Annotated in this window: 18 protein-coding genes; 7 read left to right on the forward strand and 11 right to left on the reverse strand. The window is 51.0% G+C overall.

The window, feature by feature from the left end:
• The first annotated feature begins 266 nt into the window (after positions 1 to 266).
• The 6 genes from LN341_RS16350 to LN341_RS16375 all read left to right on the forward strand — a co-directional run bounded on the left by LN341_RS16350 (position 267) and on the right by LN341_RS16375 (position 8,341).
• Positions 267 to 1,637, forward strand: a complete 1,371-nt coding sequence (locus LN341_RS16350; RefSeq protein ID WP_046220135.1) for an HlyD family type I secretion periplasmic adaptor subunit — start codon at positions 267 to 269, stop codon at positions 1,635 to 1,637.
• 4 nt (positions 1,638 to 1,641) lie between these two features.
• Positions 1,642 to 2,949: a TolC family outer membrane protein gene (locus LN341_RS16355; RefSeq protein ID WP_052729935.1), complete on the forward strand. Its 1,308-nt coding sequence runs from the start codon at positions 1,642 to 1,644 to the stop codon at positions 2,947 to 2,949.
• A 16-nt stretch (positions 2,950 to 2,965) separates the two neighbouring features.
• The gene (locus tag LN341_RS16360; RefSeq protein ID WP_046220134.1) at positions 2,966 to 3,559 is read left to right on the forward strand and encodes an OmpA family protein; all 594 of its coding nucleotides are present in this window, start codon (positions 2,966 to 2,968) and stop codon (positions 3,557 to 3,559) included.
• A gap of 63 nt (positions 3,560 to 3,622) precedes the next feature.
• Positions 3,623 to 4,270, forward strand: coding sequence for a transglutaminase-like cysteine peptidase (locus LN341_RS16365; protein ID WP_046220133.1), 648 nt, complete (start codon positions 3,623 to 3,625; stop codon positions 4,268 to 4,270).
• A 13-nt stretch (positions 4,271 to 4,283) separates the two neighbouring features.
• On the forward strand, positions 4,284 to 6,218 hold the full coding sequence (locus LN341_RS16370) for an EAL domain-containing protein (protein ID WP_234206037.1): 1,935 nt from the start codon (positions 4,284 to 4,286) through the stop codon (positions 6,216 to 6,218).
• The gene (locus LN341_RS16375) at positions 6,215 to 8,341 is read left to right on the forward strand and encodes a type I secretion system permease/ATPase (protein WP_234206039.1); all 2,127 of its coding nucleotides are present in this window, start codon (positions 6,215 to 6,217) and stop codon (positions 8,339 to 8,341) included. Before LN341_RS16370 ends, LN341_RS16375 begins: the two co-directional genes overlap by 4 nt.
• Positions 8,342 to 8,799: 458 nt before the next feature.
• Here the strand turns inward: LN341_RS16375 and LN341_RS16380 are convergent, their stop codons facing one another.
• From LN341_RS16380 to LN341_RS16405, 6 genes are all read right to left on the reverse strand, one after another.
• Positions 8,800 to 9,918, reverse strand: a complete 1,119-nt coding sequence (locus LN341_RS16380) for a M23 family metallopeptidase (RefSeq protein WP_234206042.1) — start codon at positions 9,916 to 9,918, stop codon at positions 8,800 to 8,802.
• A gap of 256 nt (positions 9,919 to 10,174) precedes the next feature.
• On the reverse strand, positions 10,175 to 10,546 hold the full coding sequence (locus tag LN341_RS16385; protein ID WP_120512804.1) for a zf-TFIIB domain-containing protein: 372 nt from the start codon (positions 10,544 to 10,546) through the stop codon (positions 10,175 to 10,177).
• Positions 10,547 to 10,742: 196 nt separating this feature from the next.
• Positions 10,743 to 11,216, reverse strand: a complete 474-nt coding sequence (locus LN341_RS16390; protein ID WP_234206044.1) for a heme-degrading domain-containing protein — start codon at positions 11,214 to 11,216, stop codon at positions 10,743 to 10,745.
• Entirely contained in the window at positions 11,213 to 12,253 is a 1,041-nt protein-coding gene (locus LN341_RS16395) for an oxidoreductase (protein ID WP_234206047.1), read from the reverse strand. Before LN341_RS16395 ends, LN341_RS16390 begins: the two co-directional genes overlap by 4 nt.
• A 1-nt stretch (position 12,254) precedes the next feature.
• Positions 12,255 to 13,022 (reverse strand): DeoR/GlpR family DNA-binding transcription regulator, encoded by a 768-nt coding sequence (locus LN341_RS16400; RefSeq protein WP_234206050.1) that lies wholly within the window; start codon positions 13,020 to 13,022, stop codon positions 12,255 to 12,257.
• 91 nt (positions 13,023 to 13,113) lie between these two features.
• Entirely contained in the window at positions 13,114 to 13,920 is an 807-nt protein-coding gene (locus tag LN341_RS16405) for a helix-turn-helix domain-containing protein (RefSeq protein WP_046220125.1), read from the reverse strand.
• 108 nt (positions 13,921 to 14,028) lie between these two features.
• Between LN341_RS16405 and LN341_RS16410 the strand changes: the two genes are divergently transcribed.
• A complete protein-coding gene (locus LN341_RS16410; protein ID WP_234206051.1) occupies positions 14,029 to 14,982 on the forward strand; it encodes a DMT family transporter in 954 nt (317 codons plus the stop codon).
• A 59-nt stretch (positions 14,983 to 15,041) separates the two neighbouring features.
• Here the strand turns inward: LN341_RS16410 and leuE are convergent, their stop codons facing one another.
• The 5 genes from leuE to LN341_RS16435 form a co-directional block, all read right to left on the reverse strand.
• Positions 15,042 to 15,680 (reverse strand): leucine efflux protein LeuE, encoded by a 639-nt coding sequence (gene leuE / locus LN341_RS16415; RefSeq protein ID WP_234206053.1) that lies wholly within the window; start codon positions 15,678 to 15,680, stop codon positions 15,042 to 15,044.
• A 122-nt stretch (positions 15,681 to 15,802) separates the two neighbouring features.
• Positions 15,803 to 16,423 carry a LysE family translocator gene (locus LN341_RS16420; RefSeq protein ID WP_234206054.1) on the reverse strand — a complete coding sequence of 207 codons (621 nt, stop codon included), beginning with the start codon at positions 16,421 to 16,423 and terminating at the stop codon, positions 15,803 to 15,805.
• A 106-nt stretch (positions 16,424 to 16,529) separates the two neighbouring features.
• The gene (locus LN341_RS16425; RefSeq protein ID WP_234206058.1) at positions 16,530 to 17,351 is read right to left on the reverse strand and encodes an AraC family transcriptional regulator; all 822 of its coding nucleotides are present in this window, start codon (positions 17,349 to 17,351) and stop codon (positions 16,530 to 16,532) included.
• 74 nt (positions 17,352 to 17,425) lie between these two features.
• A complete protein-coding gene (locus tag LN341_RS16430) occupies positions 17,426 to 17,776 on the reverse strand; it encodes a GFA family protein (RefSeq protein ID WP_370643778.1) in 351 nt (116 codons plus the stop codon).
• An 87-nt stretch (positions 17,777 to 17,863) separates the two neighbouring features.
• Complete coding sequence (locus LN341_RS16435) at positions 17,864 to 18,328, reverse strand: GNAT family N-acetyltransferase (protein ID WP_234206630.1); 465 nt, start codon at positions 18,326 to 18,328, stop codon at positions 17,864 to 17,866.
• Between the last annotated feature and the right edge of the window lie 593 nt (positions 18,329 to 18,921).

The following is an 18,921-nucleotide window of genomic DNA, read 5'->3' on the forward strand; positions in this document are numbered from 1 at the left end:
CATTTGCGTGTTCACCGGCGGTCATTGTTCCTCATCTGATAATTAAGAATTGTAGAATAGAAGTGATACACATCACCTTTTCTTGTTCTATCCTTGTCAATATTGGGCAATTCAGTGAGTTAGTCTCACTCTTTTAACGATCTCGAATCAGGACTGATCACCAAACTACTGAAGTCGAGCCGGAAAGTTGAGTGCTGAACCGGGTTAATGATTCCCAATCTTGCTAATGAGACAATTTCGCAGCGACAGCAAGAGCGCCGACAACTATGAAGACGCCGTCAGTGGATCGTAAACATCTTGATTTTGTGGATGATAAAACCGCCGCCCTGCTGCTCAACACACCGGGCAGCGCCAGAGTGATGCTCTGGGTGATTGTCATTTTCTTTATTGTGGCAGGCGTCTGGGCATCCCGCGCCCAGCTGGAGCAAGTCACAACTGGCAACGGCAAAGTGATCCCTTCCTCTCAGCTTCAGGTGGTCCAAAATCTCGAAGGCGGCATCGTTAAAGCCCTGATGGTCAAAGAAGGTGAACAGGTACTCAAAAATCAGCCTCTGCTGCTGATTGATGACACCCGTTTCCAGTCTGATTTCAATGAAAGGGCGCAAGAACTGGCCAGCGCACAGGCCGATGCCATTCGGCTGGATGCCCTGCTGGACAATGTCAGCGTGAATCAGAAAAACAAAGCCGTGTCTGTTTCCCGCACGCCCCTGGTTTTTCCTGATACCTTTCTCAGTGCCTATCCGGATTTGGTCAAACGTCAGCAGGCTGAATACAGCGATAATCTGTCGACCCTTGAAAGTCAGCTTGCTGTGGCCGCACAACAGATTCAGCAGAAACAGCAGGAACTGGTTGAAGCCCGCTCAAGGCTCAGCGGACAACGGCAGGGTTACAACCTTGCCAGCCGGGAATACAAGATCACCAAGCCGCTGGCCGATGAAGGCGTCGTCCCTGAGATTGAACTGCTGAAGCTGCAACGCCAGCTCAACGATACCCGCAAAGACATGCGCTCGACTGAGCTGCAAATCCCCGTGATTCAGGCAGCCATCCGGGAAGCCGAACTCAAACGGCTGGATGTCGCACTCAAATTCCGCTCAGACATTCAGGCCGATCTCAATCAGGCCACGGCTAAACGTGATGCCCTGAACCAGTCCAGCGTGGGTCTGGAAGATAAAGTCGAGCGAACTCTGGTGCGCTCACCGGTCAATGGCACAGTGCAGACCCTGTATGTGAATACCATCGGTGGTGTGATTCAGCCCGGCATGGACATCGTCGCCATCGTCCCGACAGAAGATAACCTGGTGATCGAAGCAAAAGTGCTGCCACAGGATATTGGCTTCTTACGCCCAGGTCTCAAGGCAATGATTAAATTTTCGGCTTATGATTACACAGTCTATGGTGGTTTAGAGGGCACACTGGAGCAAATCAGCGCCGATACGATTCAGGATGAAGAAGGCAATAGTTTTTATCAGGTAAAAATTAGAACAGAAAAAAACAATCTTGCGGATAACAGCGGTGAGCAGCTGCCGATCATACCGGGAATGACCGCGTCGGCCGATATCATCACCGGCAAACGTACCGTGTTGCAGTATTTACTGAACCCGATACTGAAAGCCAGCAATTCCGCCCTGAGGGAGTAAACCCATGCACTATCTGTACACCAAGGTATGTACTGCACTGACCCTGGCGCTGTTCACCGGACTGGCCTCGGCACAATCGCTGGAGCAGGCGGTTGCTCAGACTTTGTCTTCCAACCCGGAAATTAAAGGGGCCTATAACGATTTCATGAGTCGCTATGAGTCAATTCGGGCATCGAAAGGGCAATATCTGCCTTCTGTCGATCTGGAGGCTGGCATTGGCTACGAAGACTACGATGACACCACCAATAGCACGGGCGATTATAATCCGTCAGATGCCACCATCAGCATCAGCCAGCTCATCTGGGATGGCTCCATCACCTATCACGATATCCAGCGCAATAAGTCCGAAGCCGAAGCACAGCGCTACCAGCTACTGGCCGATGCACAGGACAAAGCGCTGCGGGTGGCTGAAGTGTATCTCAATGTGCTGCAGGCGCAGGAAGTGCAGTCTCTCTCGGAATCGAATTACCAGATCCACCAGCGAATTTACACCGATATCAAAAAACGCACCGATGCCGGTATTGGCTCGATTGCCGATCTGTCACAGATCGAGGGCCGGCTGGCCCGGGCAGAGTCCAACCTGATCGCTTCCCGTAATAACGTACAGGACAAGGTGACAGAGTTTTACCGGGAAGTCGGCGAACAGCCGGTCAATCTGGTTCAGCCGGAAGTGGATATCAATTTCCTGCCTCCCTCGCTGGATCGGGCCATTGAAATCGCCAGGGAAAATAACCCGACCCTGAAAACCGCCAGCAATGATGTTGATGCGGCCCATTATCAGTACAAGCAGGAGCGCGGTGATTTCTGGCCAACGTTCTCCATTGAAGCCTCTCAGGAATGGGGCGAAGATCTGGAAGGCACACCCGGCCATACTGACGAATTAAAAGCCGGGTTACGGATGCGGTATAACCTGTATAACGGCGGTACAGACATGGCCGAAAGCCGCCGGGCAGCCTACCAGATCAATAAATCCAAAGACATCCGCGACAGAGCGCACCGTCTGCTGGATGAAAGCACCCGGCTGGCCTGGAGCGCGCTGGAACTCTCTGAACGCCAGACCCAGTATTTACAAAAACATGTGGATGCCTCGGCCCGTACCGTGATCGCCTATGAGAAACAGTTTCAGATTGGGCAGCGCACCCTGCTGGATGTGCTGAACACGGAAAACGAGTTGTTCGATGCCCGTAAAGCCTATTTACAGGCCTTTTATGACGGGATTCTGGCAAGATACAGAGTCCTGAATGCCACGGGTAAATTGCTGGATGAAATGCGGGTCGATATTCCGGATAAATGGGCTGAGTCGGTACGCTGACGAGTAAGGAGGTGACATGCAACGACAAGTGATGTGTTTCTTACTGATACTCGTGCTGGCCAGCTGCTCAACCACAGTAGAGGATCCGCCTGTCGCCGAGCAATCGCGTGATCTGCTGGATCAGGATTCAGACGGTGTAATCAATGCGCGGGAGCGATGTGCTGACACACCGATCCCTGCGGTCGTCAACAACGATGGTTGCCCGCAACTCGTTGAAAGCAAGCGCACCAATCAGCTGCATATCCTGTTTGCCAACGATTCTGATGTGATCCCGTCCGGTTTTCGCAGCCAGATCCAAAAAATGGCCGCCTTTCTGAAAGCGTACCCGGAAACAGCGATTGAACTGAAAGGCTATGCCAGCCCGGTGGGAGCATCGCCACATAATCTGGATTTATCCAAGCGCCGCGCTGCAAATGTGCGCACACTGCTGATAGATGAAGGTATCGCGCCTGAACGGGTCAGAACGGTTGGCTTCGGTGATAACGAACCGGTACGGGGACAGACACGGGAACAGACCAATATTCTCAGCCGTCGTGTGACGGCAACCGTGACAGGCGCCGACGCCGGGGTACTGGAACGCTGGACTATCTTTACCACAAGGAATCAATAACAGTATGACACTAGGGTTCACTCAGACTCCCGACCGACAACGCCAGTGACGCGGTGGCTGTTGATGACATGGCTATTCCTTTCGCCCCCGCTGAGTGCCTTCAATGAACAGGAACAAGCGGCGTTTGATCGCGTCACGGCTTTTTATGGTGAGCGCGCAGGCAAGCGGATGATCGCCTGGCGGCAACTGCTGACTTCCGTATCCCATCAGCAGGAATGGCAAAAACTGGAACAGGTCAACCGCTTCTTTAACCAATTCACGTTTCTGAATGATATTGAAATCTGGGGAGAAAATGATTATTGGGCGACGCCCTCTGAGTTTCTCGGCGCGGCAGGCGGCGACTGTGAGGACTTTACGATTGCCAAGTATTTTTCGTTGCGGGAACTGGGTATCGACGATCAGAAACTGCGCCTTGTCTATGTGAAGTCGCTCAATCTGAATCAGTTCCATATGGTCCTGGCCTATTATGCCAGCCCAAGTGAGGTGCCTGTCCTGCTGGATAATCTGGTTCCTGACATCAAACCCGCGACCGAACGCGCCGACTTGCTGCCCGTTTACAGCTTTAACGGCAGTCAGTTATGGCTGATGAAACAACAGGGACAAGGGCAACTTGCCGGTCAGTCTTCACGCCTGAAACGCTGGACCAACCTGAGAGAGCGGTTTGAAGCGCAGACACTGGCGCGCCCTGTCATCAATCTGGACCAGCCATAGGAGGAAGGGACGCATGACACTCTACCGGCAACTCATTCTCTGGTTATTCCTGGTCTTTGTGCTGCTGCTGGTGAGCGTATTCTCGGTTCAAATCCACAATACCCGTGCCTATCTGCTCAACCAGCAAACCATCGAGACAGACAATGCCGTGAATGCCGCCGGACTGGCTTTAACCCCCTATCTGGCGATGAAGGATTTGGTTGGGGCGGAATCTGTCATTAACGCCATGTTTGACGGTAGTTTTTACCAGCGGGTTTCTCTGAGTATCATCACGCCTCAGAGCCAGATTCTGAGGGAATACCCGCCGGGTGCCTTTGCCGTACCTGAGTTTTTCCGCCGCTGGCTGCCTATCGAGCCGCAGTCACGTTCAGTGACACTCACCAGCGGCTGGATGCAAACCGCCGAGCTGTCGGTGACCAGTAATCCGGCTGCCGCTTACCAGCAGCTCTGGCAAAGCGCTGTTCAGTTGTTTCTGGTTCTGTCCGCCATACTCGGGCTGGGCGCAGCGGCTTTACTGCTGGGCCTGAATCTGATTATCCGCAAACCGCTGAACCGGCTTCGGACCAAAGCGCAGGCCATTTCCCGCAATGACTTCGGAGCGCCGCTGCCCTTACCGGCCACCAAGGAACTGCGCGATGTGGTGGACGCGTTTAACCACATGAATCAGCAGATACGCCACCATTTCAGACAGCAAGCCGAAGCTGCAGACAGACTTCGTATCCAGGCTTATCAGGATCCCGTTTCCGGGCTGGCAAACCGCCGTTTTCTGCTCTCAAAGCTCGCTGCGCTGATCCCGGATAAGGGCCACGGGGGGATTGTCCTGTTGCGGGTCGACCTCATTAAAGAGACCTATCAGCAGCAGGGATTCCGCGCTGGCGACAGCCTTGTCTCAGCCCTGTCGCGTCAACTGACAACATTGCTTGGCCCGAAGGCCACCCTGGGCCGGCTCAGTCAGTCAGAATTTCTCTATGTCGGACCGGTTCGGTCGCGAACAGACCTGACTGACATTGCCGGACGCATGCTCGCCATCACAGAGAAATGTCATCCGGTGCCGGAGGGCGTGGCTGAACACAACAGCAGCGTAGCCGTTGTCATGAAAGGAAAAATGCAGACAGTGTCTGATTTGCTGGCAGCGGCAGACAATGCCGTGAATCTGGCATCTGCCCAGACAGACTTTCCGCTGTGCGTTATCGGCGACGATACCCATTTACCCACTTTTGGCCGCCAGCAATGGCAGTCGCTGGTTGCTCAGGCAATCAAGTCAGATCAACTGACATTCAGTTTTCAAACGGCCATTGATCAGAAACACCAGCCTTTATTCAGAGAAGTGTTTACCAGTGTGGAACATCAGGGCCAGTCTTACCGGGCGAAATTTTTCCTGCACGCGCTGGATACGCTGGAGGATGGCGCCAGCCTTGACCGTTATGTACTGAGCAAGATGGCAAAACACTTAGGCTATCGTGACGATACCTCATTGGTGCCGTTAACCGTCAACCTCAGCCTGAGCAGCATTCGCGCCGCAGGTTTTCTCCGCTGGCTGGCAGGGTTTATGGCAATGCACCGTCACATTAGCAGCAAACTGTTGTTAGAAATTCCTGAGGCTGCTTTTGTTCATCATTATGAATTTTCCAGCCTGCTTTGCAGCATCATTCGTCATTACGGATTTCGTTTCGGCATTGATAACTACGGCCATCATTTTAGTACTTTAGGCTATCTGCAGCGATTTAAGCCCTACTATGTCAAGCTGGACTACGCCTATACCGGCCAGTTAGATCAGGAAATAAAAACCAATGTCCTTCGCGCGGTTACCCGGACCGCAGATAATCAGAATATTCTGACCATAGCCACCCGGGTTGAAACACAAGCGCAGATGAATAAACTGGCAGCACTTTCAGTCACGGGCTTTCAGGGTTATGTGGTCGACAGTCTGTTAAGGGCATCTCCATGACAGATCCTTTACTGCTCGCCCTGATTGTCGTCAGCCGCCACTATGGGGTGGCCAACACACCCGATGCGTTAATTGCCGACCTGCCGCTGCCAGACGGACAGCTCACTCCCTTTCTGCTGCCCAGGGCCGCAGAAAAAGCCGGGCTAGAAGCCAAAGAAGAAAAACTGGCAATAGAAAAACTGCCACCCATGTTGCTACCGGCCATACTGCTGCTCAAGGGCAACAGCGCCTGCGTAGTCGCCAGCATCGATCATGAAAAACAACAACTTGCTGTTATATCACCTCAGTTTGACAGTGAAGAGCGCTGGATATCTTTTTCAGAATTCAATGAGAGCTATACCGGCCATCTGTTTCTGCTCAAAAAGCGGTTTCGCTATGACGAGCGATCACCTGAGCTGCTCAAACCGACAAAAGGACACTGGTTCTGGGGAACGCTCTGGTTATCGAGAAATATCTACCGCGATGTATTTATTGCCTCCATTCTGATCAACTTGTTTGCTATTGCCACCCCGCTGTTTACCCGGCTGGTTTACGACAAAATTGTCCCTAATCAGGCCTTTGATTCACTCTGGGTGCTGGCAAGCGGCATCACGCTGATCTTTGGCTTTGACTTTGTGCTTAAGTTAATGCGCAGTTATTTCATTGATGTGGCGGGCAAAAAATCTGACATTCTGATATCTGCCAAGCTTTTTGCCAAGGTCATGGGCCTGCGGATGGAAGCCCGGCCACCATCAGTCGGTGCCCTGGCCCGGCATCTGCAAGAATTTGAAGCCATCCGGGAGTTTTTCACCTCAGCGACCATCACTTCCCTGATTGACCTGCCCTTTGCGATATTGTTTCTGGTGGTGATCTGGCTGATTGCCGGGCCGCTGGTGATCATTCCGATTGTCGCTCTGGCCTTTCTGATTCTCTACAGCCTGCTGGTGCAGCGGCCTTTGCGAAGAAGCATCGAAGAAGGCTCGCGCCTGTCGTCGCAAAAACACGCCAACCTGATTGAAAGCCTGTCCGGACTGGACACTATCAAACGGTTCGAAGCACAAAGCCAGTTTCAGTACAAATGGGAAGAAGCAGTGGCGCACATGGCCAACTGGAGTATCAAATCACGGCGCCTGACCGATTCAGTACAGAACACTGCCGGATTCTGCCAGCAGTTTGTCACAGTCGGCATGATCGTGTTCGGCGTGTATCAGATTGCCGCCGGCGAGCTCACCATGGGCGGTCTGATTGCGGTCTCTATGCTCAGCAGCCGCGCGGTCGGGCCCTTGGTGCAACTGGCGTTGCTGTCGACCCGCTACCATCAGGCAAAATCGGCCAAGACCATTATCGAGCAGCTCATGGCCTTACCGGTCGAGCAAGAAGCTGATAAGCGGTTTCTGCATCGCGCCGCCTTACAGGGCCGGATTCAGTTCAGCCAGGTCAGTTTTCAATATCCCGGCCAGCAGCGCATGGCGCTCAAAGATCTGGATCTGACCATAGAACCGGGTGAGAAAGTCGCCATCATTGGCCGGGTCGGCTCAGGCAAAACCACCATAGAGCGTTTGATCATGGGGCTCTATAAGCCCTCGGCAGGTTCGATCAGCCTTGATGACACGGATATCGGTCAGCTGCACCCCACAGACATCCGACGCAATATCGGCAGTGTGCCGCAGGATCTGATGCTCTTCTATGGTTCCGTCCGCGATAACATTGCATTAGGCCGCTCGCAAGTCAGTGACGAGGCCATTCTTCGTGCCGCAGAGCGGGCCGGTGTCACCGCCTTTACCCGGCAGGATGAAGCCGGGCTGGATCGCCAGGTCGGCGAAGGCGGGCAAGCACTCTCCGGTGGCCAGAAACAAGCCATCGCCATCGCCCGTGCCCTGCTCACTGAGCCCAAAGTCCTGGTGATGGATGAGCCCAGCAGCAGCATGGACAACAAAGCCGAACAGGTACTCAAACAGGTATTAAACAGGCTCGACAATGACGAAACCCTGATCCTGTTCACTCATAAAACCAGCATGCTGGATGTTGTCGACCGCATCCTGGTTCTGGAGCAAGGCCAGCTCGTCGCCGACGGACCCAAAGAGCAGGTGCTGCAGCAACTCAGGAAAGGCAATTTAAATGGCGGAAAAATGGGCGCTGGGTAATATTTGCTTGGGTGTGTGGTAGAGTACTGATCAATTGCCGGACACCAACATATTGAGAGAATGATGAATGACCTACAACGATTAATCTTATTATACAGGACGTTAGACAATGCACCTGAAGAGGAATTAATCAGTACATGTCGTCTCGCGAGTCATATTGAATCTCTGGTTACACTGATCCCTGATACACAAGATGATTTTCAGCAATCGTACTATCAATTGTGGGATGCACTGGAAGTGGCTTATGTTCAGCATACTGAGTTGGCAATACCATTCAACGAATCAGTCAAAATGGACTTAATACATTTCCTGGATATTTTCAAAGTTCACGTGCTGCATGAGATCAATCGACGGTTTTCTGTCTGTTTCAGAGTAATGAAAAATTGAGTGAGTTAATAGTTAACAACTAAAGCCCGCCATCTCTGCTGGGCTTTAGTTGCTAATTAGAGCGTACCCATTCACATGACCGGATTATCTATCCGACGCCAGAAACAAATTTTCTGATTGTTGCGCTGATCCACCAGCCAGGTATAGCTGCAGTTATCGTCGTAGCTGTAACGCCCGGTCTGAACCTGATATGGCCCAAAGCTGGTGCCTTGCATCGACTGGAAACGCCCCTGATACAGCAGTGAAAAATGCAGATGCGGCCCGGTTGACGAACCTCCCTCACACAAAGCGGTCGAGCGATTATTGGCGTAAGTACCCAGCTTGGTATTTTTGTTGACCCATTGGCCGTTGGAGACCTGAACACCATCCATGTGATAGTAATTGGTCGCCCAGCCATTCGGGTTGGTGACCCGCACCTGACAGCGTGATAACACAGTCGCATAGCCATCATGGGCTGCGGTGACGCTGTAGGTCGCTCCGCCCCAGGCCGGCCAGTCGTACGAGACATCTATCGAAGAAAGCGGAAAGCCTGATCCACTGTGCGCATGCGGCCCGTTGGGCACCCAGCTGTACCCCTGATACCAGGGCATCTGCATAAAGCCGGCAGGGGGAGCGAGCGTACTGGCGACACGAGATTCCGCACGGCTCTGGCGTGTTGACGCCGGTTCACCGAACCAGGCCACATAGTGCTGCGACCATTCTGCTGCACGCTGCGGATCATTGAGTGTACTGAGAATGGCCAAAGTAGACGTATTGGTCGGAATGGCGGTATCAGCCTCATACCGGTAAAAATACTGCGAAAGATGATTAGCAACGCGTTTGATCGCTTCTTTGAACTGAATGTCTTGCGCTTCGTTAACATCCGCGTCCGGTTGCCAGTCTTCCGTCAGCAGGACAGTGACCAGGATGACTCTGGGATCAACCCCAGTCGCGCCGCTCCAGTGCATCAGAGTTTCTTTCAAAGACGTCCAGTTCGGGGCAAAACTGTCAAAGAACGCCTGTTCATCAAACGGGTTCTGATAGGGTCTGAACACAAAGTTTTCGTCAGACACCAAAGGCTGAACGTCCGTCCCCTGATCAATGATTTGCTGAGTTACCGGTGAACTGGGTACCGCAGGATAAAGGTCATGAGCCAGCGCGACAGAACTGGCAATGAAAGGAAAAGCCATGAACAGTATCGATTTTTTCATCACTATTATCTCCAATTGCTTATATGCAAAGTGGAGTTTGGCAGGCTGAGTTTACTTCAGAAAAATAATCTGTCGGTTTGCGAGTTAACAGAAGATTGAATGTAAGTATGTGCAATTGACAGACAATACAATTTGACTCTGCGTGATTAGTAACCGCAAGTGCGGCCACGTTTCTGGCTGGACAACCGCGACTGGATCAGCCCTTACAAGCGCATTACCATTCGCAGTGTCCTTCTAATCATGCTCTCTATGGCAATTACAGACGCTCTTCAACCAGGAAGCGTTTGAAGAAGTCCGACAAATCGATTTTTGCCAGATCCTTGAACTCTCCGGCATCGTAAAAACGGCCTTTACAGGTCGGGCAGCTCTCAAACCAGATATGAGGCTGTTTCGGGTCGACCAGCCTTAGCAACTTATTGCTTGGACAGACAGGGCATTCGATCTGATCTATACCGTTAAAGGTTTTACCGATCCCGGCATCCCCGATATCGACGGCATCAGCCAGCGGCTTCATTTTTTCGATTTCATACGCATCCAGCCATAAACCTTTGCAAGCGGAACAGCGCTCAATATCACCCAGCGGGGTATTAATATGCTCAAACTTCGAATGACACTTAGGACATTGCATTCGAGACTCCTTTTATTATTGTCTTTCAATTCAGTTGCATACTACATTCATGCCGCAATTGAATCATAGACAATTTGTTTTATATCCTTCTGTTTTGTGATTCTCATGGAAATGTCACCGATTGAGAGCGTCAACGGTATGATGCTCGTCCGGCAACCACCCCAAAAAAAACCGCTCAGGCGAGCGGTTTTCACTGTCACTTTCCCTGTCGGGGCTGGAGAATTTGCTGCAACGCATCCGTCACCAGTTGATGATCTTCTTCCTGGGGTAAGCCAGATACTGTTACCGCGCCCACCAGCCCGCATCCTTGAATGCGCAGCGGAAAAGACCCGCCATGCGCACAGTATTCACGCGCATCGATATGGGGCTGGCTCTCAAACTCACGCTGCTTGCGGGCGTTGTACTGTCCAAGGTAATAAGAGCTTTTACCAAACCGCAGTACGCTGTTGCGTTTACGGCGAATCCAGTCCTGATGATCCGGGTTCGTTCCCGCCATTGCATAGCTAAACAGAATCTGGCCAAACGCGTACACTTCGATCGCAACAGAGGCTTGTTTCGCTTCTGCATGGTTTTTTAGCAACGATCCCAGCGCCCAGGCGGTCTCGTGATTAAACTGCTCAAGCTGCAAATCTGCTTCCTGTTGTACCAAAACGTCCAGTGTCAGGCTCATGCATCCACCTTCATGGTTTGCCCTAACCGGCTGCTTTCCAGCGCCAGTTGAATCAGCTTAATATTCAGCAACGCTTCCTGTGCCGGTACCGGATTCGGTGTGCCGAGGCGAATCGCGTCTGTTACGCCGGCAAAGTAATGCTGATAGCCACCCAATTCAGTAGGAATGATTTGCGAGCCGTCTTCCTGATGAAGCTGACCAGAATGGGCTGCGTCTTCTGCTGCCCATGCTGGCTGCTCGGGTTTTACGCCGGCTTTCAGGTAATCTTCTTGCGGATCGAGACCATATTTCTCGTATTTACCCAGTGAACCCAGCACTTTAAAGCGCAAATTCGGCTCAGGACTGTACAGGTTCGAATGCAACTGAACCAGATGCTCAGGGTACTGAAGGATCAGGTTGTAATAATCAATGGTTTTCGCACCCGGCCGCATAGCCATACACTGGGCCGTCAGGGCCTGAGGTTTGCCAAACAGTGCCAGGGCCTGATCCAGCAGGTGCGGCGCCAGATCAAACAAAATGCCGCCACCGTCTTCGGCCATTTCACGCCAGCGCTGACGGACTACAGGGCGAAAACGGTCAAAGTGTGATTCAAAATACTTCACCTCGCCCAGCCTGCCGTCTTCCACCAGCTTTTTCACGGTCAGGAAGTCGCCATCCCAGCGGCGGTTGTGGAAAACACTCAGCACCAACCCTTTTTCTTCGGCTAACGCAATCAGGGCTTCGCCGTCTTCCACTTTGGTGACAAAAGGCTTTTCGACGATGACATGCTTGCCGTTTTCCAGCGCCAGTTTCGCCAGACGGAAGTGAACATCGTTGGGCGCTGTGATGATCACCAGTTCGGCGTCACTGTCGGTCAGCAGGGAATCGGCATCGCTGAAACAGGTCACGTCAGGGTAATCGGCTGTAACCGCCGCCGTCTGGCTGCTGCTGATAGCGGTCAGCACAAGCTCATCCATCGCTTCAATGAAAGGCAGGTGAAAGGTTTTTGCAGAAAAACCGTAGCCAATGACGGCTGTTTTTACCGGAGAATATCGCATATCAAAGCTGTCCTTGTGTGGTGGAAGCCACGATCACTTGAATATCGTGGCTGTCAAAACGTTCGGCGTAAGTGTTTGTAAGTGGTTGGTCTGTGATTAATACATCAATGCCATTCAGGTCGCAGACATGATGAAAATTATTCTGGCCCAGTTTGTGCTGCTCGCACACCACAACCACTTGCTGCGCCTGCGCCATCATCGCCTTTTTCAGCGAGGCTTCCTGTTCATTATTGGTCGACAAGCCATGTTCTGATAAAGCACAGACGCCGATAAAAGCTTTATTCACCCGATAGTCAGCCAGCTGCTTTTCGGCCTGATGGCCTAACACGGCGCGGTGGAAAGCATCAAATTTGCCGCCCAGCAAATGCACGGCAACATGAGGGTTGTCCGCAAGTTGCTGCAAAATATCGACGGAGTTCGTAATGACAGTCGCAGGCCGGTGAATGTAGCGCGCCATTAATGTCAGTGTCGTGCTGGTATCGAGTAACAGATGATCATCGGCGTCAATCAGTTGTGCCGCGCACTGAGCAAGCTGTTGCTTGGCTTCACTGATCACTTTACCGGAATAGGGTTCAAGACGGCCCGATACCGAGGTTCTGACTGCGCCGCCACGGATACGCTGGATACCCGGCTGCTGAGTAAGCTTCACCAGATCGCGACGGGCAGAATCGCGCGAGACGGTAAATTGCTCGCAGATGTCATTGAGGGTCACCTTTCCTTGCTGTTCTATCAGCGAAGTCAGGTGAATAAGGCGTTCTTCCTGGGTCATACACTCAAAACCACTTAAGTAATTTTAAGTTATTCTGACAGAGACTCAGCCAAATGCCAATCAAATACTGTCTCGAGTCATGCGTCACTGCTCATTTTATCTGTGTTCTGTCACCTACGTTTCGTCTGTATTCATCCGGTGTAACGCCCATCAGGCGACGAAACATAGCGATAAAAGCTGACGCACTCGCATAACCCAGATCGTGTGCAATATTTTCTACTTTCTCGCCTGCTTCCAGCAGTGGCATGGCCCGAACGACCCGTAATCGTTGACGCCACTCCGACAAAGATATCCCTAAATCGCGCTGCGCACGGCGCATCAGTGTGCGCTCAGTGGTATGAACCCGCTTTGCCAGCTCAGCCAGCGAAGCGTTACAACCTGGAGCAGATTCCAGCCAACCCAGCACTTTTCGCAACAGAGGATCCGTCGAAGTTGGCAGATAGCTGCCCAGAGTCGTCGCCCCGTAAAGCTGATCCACTAGCACGGCCAGTAGCCGGCTCTGAGCTTCTGAATAAGGCAGCACTGTGCTGGTTACCCTGAGATGATCCAGCATTGCTTTCACCAGCGTACTGACCTCAAGTGCACAGGTCGTCTCAGGCATCTGACCACACAAAGCTGCGTCAAGATACAGAGAGCAATGCGTCGTTTCATAACGGTTCAGCCCCTGATGTTCCACATCTGGCGGCAACCATAATCCGTACTGAGAAGGCACTAAGTATTGTCTGCTGCCGATTTTCACTTCCATAATGCCACTGAAAGAATAGACAAACTCTCCCCACGGATGGCGATGTAAAGGATAAGCAGCATCCGCCGGCATGCAGGCGGTACGAAATACCACAGGCGCAGGTAATTCAGTGCTGTAAGGCGGAATATGAAGCTGTTTACCGGGAAGGCTCATTGTGCATTCTGTCGTTTCATCGTTATCGGTTGTCACATTCTAGCTATATGCAATATTCACGACAACGCATAATGTTAACAAGATGTCACAGCCTGTAGGGAGTAAGAGATGAGTGAACGCAAACCTGTCGATGTCACCGCATTAAGCATTATGGTGGTCTTTTGCTTTGTCATGGGGCTTCAGCAGATATTTCTGAAAGCGACAGGGGAAGACATCGCGCCGATCTTGCAGATTGGCATCCGCTCAGGGATTGCCGCTGTGCTGGTCTGTTTATACGTCGTTCTCCGTCGAAAACGCCTGTTTTTTGCCGACGGTAACTGGAAGCCAGGTATTATCGTCGGGATTCTGTTCGCACTGGAGTATCTGTTTCTCGGCGAAGCACTTCGCTACACTTCTGCGTCTCATGCCGTGGTGTTTCTCTACACCTCACCTGTTTTCAGCGCGCTGATGCTGCACTTTCTGATTGATTCAGAACGGCTGTCCAAAACACAATGGGCCGGTATCCTGCTGGCATTTTGCGGCATAGCCGTCGCGTTTCTTTTTCATTCAGACGACAAGAGTGCAGTCACTCAACCGGATCAGCTGTGGGGCGATTTTCTCGCCTTGTTGGGCGGCCTGGCATGGGCGGCAACGACCATCCTGATTCGCAGTACCAGACTGGCTCGGATATCCTCGGAACAGACTTTGCTCTATCAGTTAGTCATCGCGTCCATCGTCCTTATCACAGCAGCAGTTTTGATGGATCAATCTCATATCAACCCAACACCACTCGCCATTGCCAGTGTGGCTTTCCAGACGCTGATCATTTCCTTTGCAGGCCTGCTACTGTGGTTCTGGATGCTGAACACTTATATTGCGTCACGGTTGGGCGTGTTGTCTTTCATGACGCCACTTTACGGTGTCGTTCTCGGTGCCTGGCTGCTGGATGAAGCCATCGAACCCGGCTTCGTTTACGGTGCCGCCATGGTGATTACCGGCATTGTACTGGTGAGCGGACACAGTTGGATAAAACAGTGGCTGGCAGGAAAGCTGCTGAAAAAGGAACTGCCGGTTAACAAATGATGAGCAGGAGAAAAGGTTCAGGAAAACTCTTCCTGAACCTTATTGGTGACTCACAAAAATTACGCATTCGACATGGCCAGCCGGGCAGCAAAACCGATAAACAACGTCCCCATTAAGGCATTGCCTATCTTCTGCATACTTTTGCTGGCACGCACCAATTGGGTGATATAGGCGCCCGCAATAATCAGCACACTGAGAAAGATCAGGCTGATCATTTCAAGTACCGCAGCCAGAATCAGAAATGGCACCCCAGGGCTGGCGTAGCTCATATCAATAAACTGCACAAAGAAAGACACATAAAACAGAATGGCCTTAGGATTGGTCAGGCTGAGTATCAACGCTTTGCGAAACACCTTTTTACCCTGTAGTGCCGGAGAGATATCTGCCGATTCACGGGATTGAAAAGCGCTGTATACAATCTTGCCACCCAGAAACAGCAGATACACCGCGCCAAGATACCGCACCAGGGTAAACAAAATCGGCGTTGTCTGTATCAGGGTGGCAACACCGGCATAGGCACAGAAAATTAAAACGGCATCGCCAATAAACACGCCCGTTGCCGCCAGATAACCTTGTCTGATCCCCTGTCCCATGCCCGTTTTCAGCACAAACAATGAGTTAGGCCCGGGCAGCAGCACAATAAAGATAGCGCCGACCACATAGGCCCAAAAATTCAACACCCCGTATTCCGCAAACATTCCCCCTCCCTCTGAACGACTTCAGACCATACTGATATACCGCAATATATACGTTTTCATATTGTATGCAATCAGAGCATAAAATCGCCTGTTTGGAATTCTGAGCAGCAGGCTTTAAAACATTATGCCCAGTGTTGCCAGATTGGATTATCAACCAGCAGCCAGATGGCGACGATCACCAAGGATGCGAAGTAAATATAGCCTTGTACTTTCTGGTTCTTACTGTCCCCGGCCAGTTTGGCTAACAAACCGCCGGCCCAGATCCACACCAGATGCATCGAAATATTTAGGATGGCAAGCCACAGCACTAACACCCACACCGAATGTTCACCGTATTCCTGATATGCTTTCTCTGAAAACAGGGAGAACATCAGTAAGACCAGAAGCCAACCTTTGCTGTTGAGCAATTGAATGATCACGCCATCATAAAACCCTAAGTGCTTTTGCTGCCCGTTGTGCTCTAGCAGGCTGGTTTTCAGAAAACCGGCGGCCAGATAAATAATATAAAGGGCTCCCGCGCACTGTAGTAACTGCAGCGCCAGCGGATACTCTTGAATGAGTGCGCCCAGCCCCAGCCCAATCAGTAAGGACTTAATCAAAAACACCGTGTCTATTCCCAGCAGTAATGGCAGTGACCGCCTGACCCCGACACTGGCACCAGAGGCGGCAAACACGATATTGGCCGGCCCCGGACTGAACACTAATGGAAACATCACACCCAACCACAATAATAAGAAACTCATCGGTTTATCTCCGTTTCATTCAACACATGTATTTCCAGCAAATATCAGGAAACTGGAGACAGGTTAAACGTCGCAGAGAGCAGCTTCTTGTATGAAATTGCAGTTGCTAAGGTTGTATCGCGTAATGCTTGGGAGGAACGCCAAAAGCGCGTTTGAAGTTGCGGGTGAAATGGCTTTGATCAAAGAAGCCACAGTTCAGTGCAGTATCGACACAACTGTGACCGTCCAATAACAGTTTTTTCGCTTTCTGTACTTTTGTAAGAAGCAAAAACTGGTGCGGCGTCAGTCCGTAATGAGATTTGAATGCCCGGATGAGTTTAAATTTCGTCAGGCCACTGACAATTTCCAGCTCATCCAGAGTGACGTTAGCCTGCCAGTTATCGTGCAGGTAATCCCGGATAACGCCCGTATGCTTCTGAGTATGCCCGATCTTGCCAGCATCATGACCAGCATTGCCGTATTGAGAAAACAACGACTCCAGCGCCACAGTCAGTAAAGAGTGTTTGGTCAGATCAAAACTGGCGGCTTCAAATGCCATATGCAGTTGAAGCAGCAAATCAAACAGTGCCGGATTGTTAATCACAGAGCGGTCGATAACAGGATCAACGGCTTTCTCAGTGTCAGCAAAATGCTGTTCTATCATCTCAGGTGCGAAGTAAAACATCCGGTATCGCCATCCGTGTTCACTGCCCGCAAAACCTGTATGCACTTCAGCAGGATTAATAGCGACAATATGGCGCTGAGGCACCACAATATTGCTGCCACGATAAAATAACCCTTCTGCGCCAGCTTCTATCACCCCAATGGCAAGCTCTTCATGCCAGTGACGGGAGAATTCAAACTGAGTAAACGAGGCGGACAGCAGTTCGATACCGGAAAATCGCGCTGGCCGCCAAAGTGTCGAAAATTCCCTGTTTCCTGCGCCCAACGTCGCCCCCTACTTTGAATGATCGGCTCTTGCCTTTACGCAACAAACGACATAATCACACCAGCAAGATCAGATTACAATGACCGGCCATCAAAATGCTTCACCGGAATTGCATCGAGATCGATATCGTCAAGACAACGAATATTGATGGCCGCTATGGCGTTACCCTGCGGGTCAGTTCCTTCCCCATAAGGATGAATGCCGCACGTCGGGCAAAACCTGTGCTGAATAACATGCTGGTTAAAGGTGTAAGTACTTGCTGCGCTCTCTGCCGACAGCAGCTTTAATTCACTGCGGGGCACAAACCACAATAACGAACCTTTTCTCTGACAAATAGAGCAGTTGCAAGCCAGTGCTTCCTGAATATCGCCTTCGACCTCAAAAGCGACATTGCCGCAGTGGCAGCTTCCCTGGTATTTCATCATCTTTCTCCCATCGGTTTCATTTCATGCCCGTTTGACCGCTACCGCTGTTTTGCAATCGGTATGAGTATAGCTGGCTGAAATACGGGATTAGTCAAATCGCTTTTCCATCCAGAGCGAGCTGATGTACTCGCCCTGTTTTCTGGCATAGTTATGAAAAACACCGACCTCACGAAAGCCGAATTTCTGATGCAGCGCCACCGATGCATCGTTCGGCAAAGCAATGCCAGATAAGGCACAGTGCACCGGCTGAGTCGCTAAAGCATCAAGTAAGGTTTTCATTAATGCACTCCCCAAACCCTGCCCCTTCGCATCGGGGTAAAGATAGATGCTCACTTCAACGGTTTCTGCAAAAGCGGCGCTAGGCCGGTAAGGTTGGCTGCAGACAAACCCTATCACCTGATGGTTTTCCAGGACAACGAAAAGCTGATGCGGAGAATCGGACCGAAACTGCGTAAACCACTCATTACGATTACCCAGCGTCATCGGCTCGGTTTCAAATCTGGCGTTCGTGTGCTCAATGTAATGATTAAAAATAGCCTTGATCGCGGGGATGTATACACTTCAAAGACTTATAATATTTTATTAGTGCGCATGCGCATTTACTACGTTAGACCAGTGAAAACGAACACAGTTAACTATCTGTATGTAAAGAACTTATAAGCTTTCTATTAAATACACCATCTAGAAAAAACGCGCAAACTATTGAGGTTAAAAACGCAAAAAGCTACTTAAATTAGAATATGACTGTATACACATCCAGTTCCGCTCACTCATGAAGAGGCTCTAAAAACAGGGTTAATCAATAAGAACTGTCAGGGCAAGTAGTTCGTTAATTTTCGATTCACTAAACGAGTACTAGAAAGCTTTGGAGCAAAAGCCTGTCACACATTCCCTCCCCCAATACATGACTTACTTCAACCGTTCAGGTTGTCGCCTGGCACGGCGTTCAAAGAAGACGGAAATTTCTATTTTAATATCATCATGTTATGCCGTCATTCCCGCGAAGGCGCAATACTGTTCGATTAAGGAGATTCCTTCTTCTTTCGGCTACTCTTTAAAGGATATTTATTGGGCCTTATCTTGACCGCCCGTTGATAATTTGGGCGGTCTGGTTTGGGGAGAACTAAATCTTTCAGATCATCAGT

The sequence above is a fragment of the Photobacterium sp. TLY01 genome (assembly GCF_021432065.1).
In the GTDB taxonomy this organism is placed as follows: Bacteria; Pseudomonadota; Gammaproteobacteria; order Enterobacterales; family Vibrionaceae; genus Photobacterium; species Photobacterium halotolerans_A.

Excerpts from the sequence above, each read along its gene's own strand:
- leuE (WP_234206053.1), bottom strand. The coding sequence starts at position 15,680 with ATGTTTGCGGAATACGGGGTGTTGAATTTTTGGGCCTATGTGGTCGGC.
- LN341_RS16380 (WP_234206042.1), bottom strand. The coding sequence starts at position 9,918 with ATGAAAAAATCGATACTGTTCATGGCTTTTCCTTTCATTGCCAGTTCT.
- LN341_RS16355 (WP_052729935.1), top strand. The coding sequence starts at position 1,642 with ATGCACTATCTGTACACCAAGGTATGTACTGCACTGACCCTGGCGCTG.
- LN341_RS16375 (WP_234206039.1), top strand. The coding sequence starts at position 6,215 with ATGACAGATCCTTTACTGCTCGCCCTGATTGTCGTCAGCCGCCACTAT.
- LN341_RS16350 (WP_046220135.1), top strand. The coding sequence starts at position 267 with ATGAAGACGCCGTCAGTGGATCGTAAACATCTTGATTTTGTGGATGAT.
- LN341_RS16410 (WP_234206051.1), top strand. The coding sequence starts at position 14,029 with ATGAGTGAACGCAAACCTGTCGATGTCACCGCATTAAGCATTATGGTG.
- LN341_RS16360 (WP_046220134.1), top strand. The coding sequence starts at position 2,966 with ATGCAACGACAAGTGATGTGTTTCTTACTGATACTCGTGCTGGCCAGC.
- LN341_RS16430 (WP_370643778.1), bottom strand. The coding sequence starts at position 17,776 with ATGATGAAATACCAGGGAAGCTGCCACTGCGGCAATGTCGCTTTTGAG.
- LN341_RS16395 (WP_234206047.1), bottom strand. The coding sequence starts at position 12,253 with ATGCGATATTCTCCGGTAAAAACAGCCGTCATTGGCTACGGTTTTTCT.
- LN341_RS16400 (WP_234206050.1), bottom strand. The coding sequence starts at position 13,022 with ATGACCCAGGAAGAACGCCTTATTCACCTGACTTCGCTGATAGAACAG.
- LN341_RS16365 (WP_046220133.1), top strand. The coding sequence starts at position 3,623 with ATGACATGGCTATTCCTTTCGCCCCCGCTGAGTGCCTTCAATGAACAG.
- LN341_RS16390 (WP_234206044.1), bottom strand. The coding sequence starts at position 11,216 with ATGAGCCTGACACTGGACGTTTTGGTACAACAGGAAGCAGATTTGCAG.
- LN341_RS16405 (WP_046220125.1), bottom strand. The coding sequence starts at position 13,920 with ATGAGCCTTCCCGGTAAACAGCTTCATATTCCGCCTTACAGCACTGAA.
- LN341_RS16385 (WP_120512804.1), bottom strand. The coding sequence starts at position 10,546 with ATGCAATGTCCTAAGTGTCATTCGAAGTTTGAGCATATTAATACCCCG.
- LN341_RS16370 (WP_234206037.1), top strand. The coding sequence starts at position 4,284 with ATGACACTCTACCGGCAACTCATTCTCTGGTTATTCCTGGTCTTTGTG.
- LN341_RS16420 (WP_234206054.1), bottom strand. The coding sequence starts at position 16,423 with ATGAGTTTCTTATTATTGTGGTTGGGTGTGATGTTTCCATTAGTGTTC.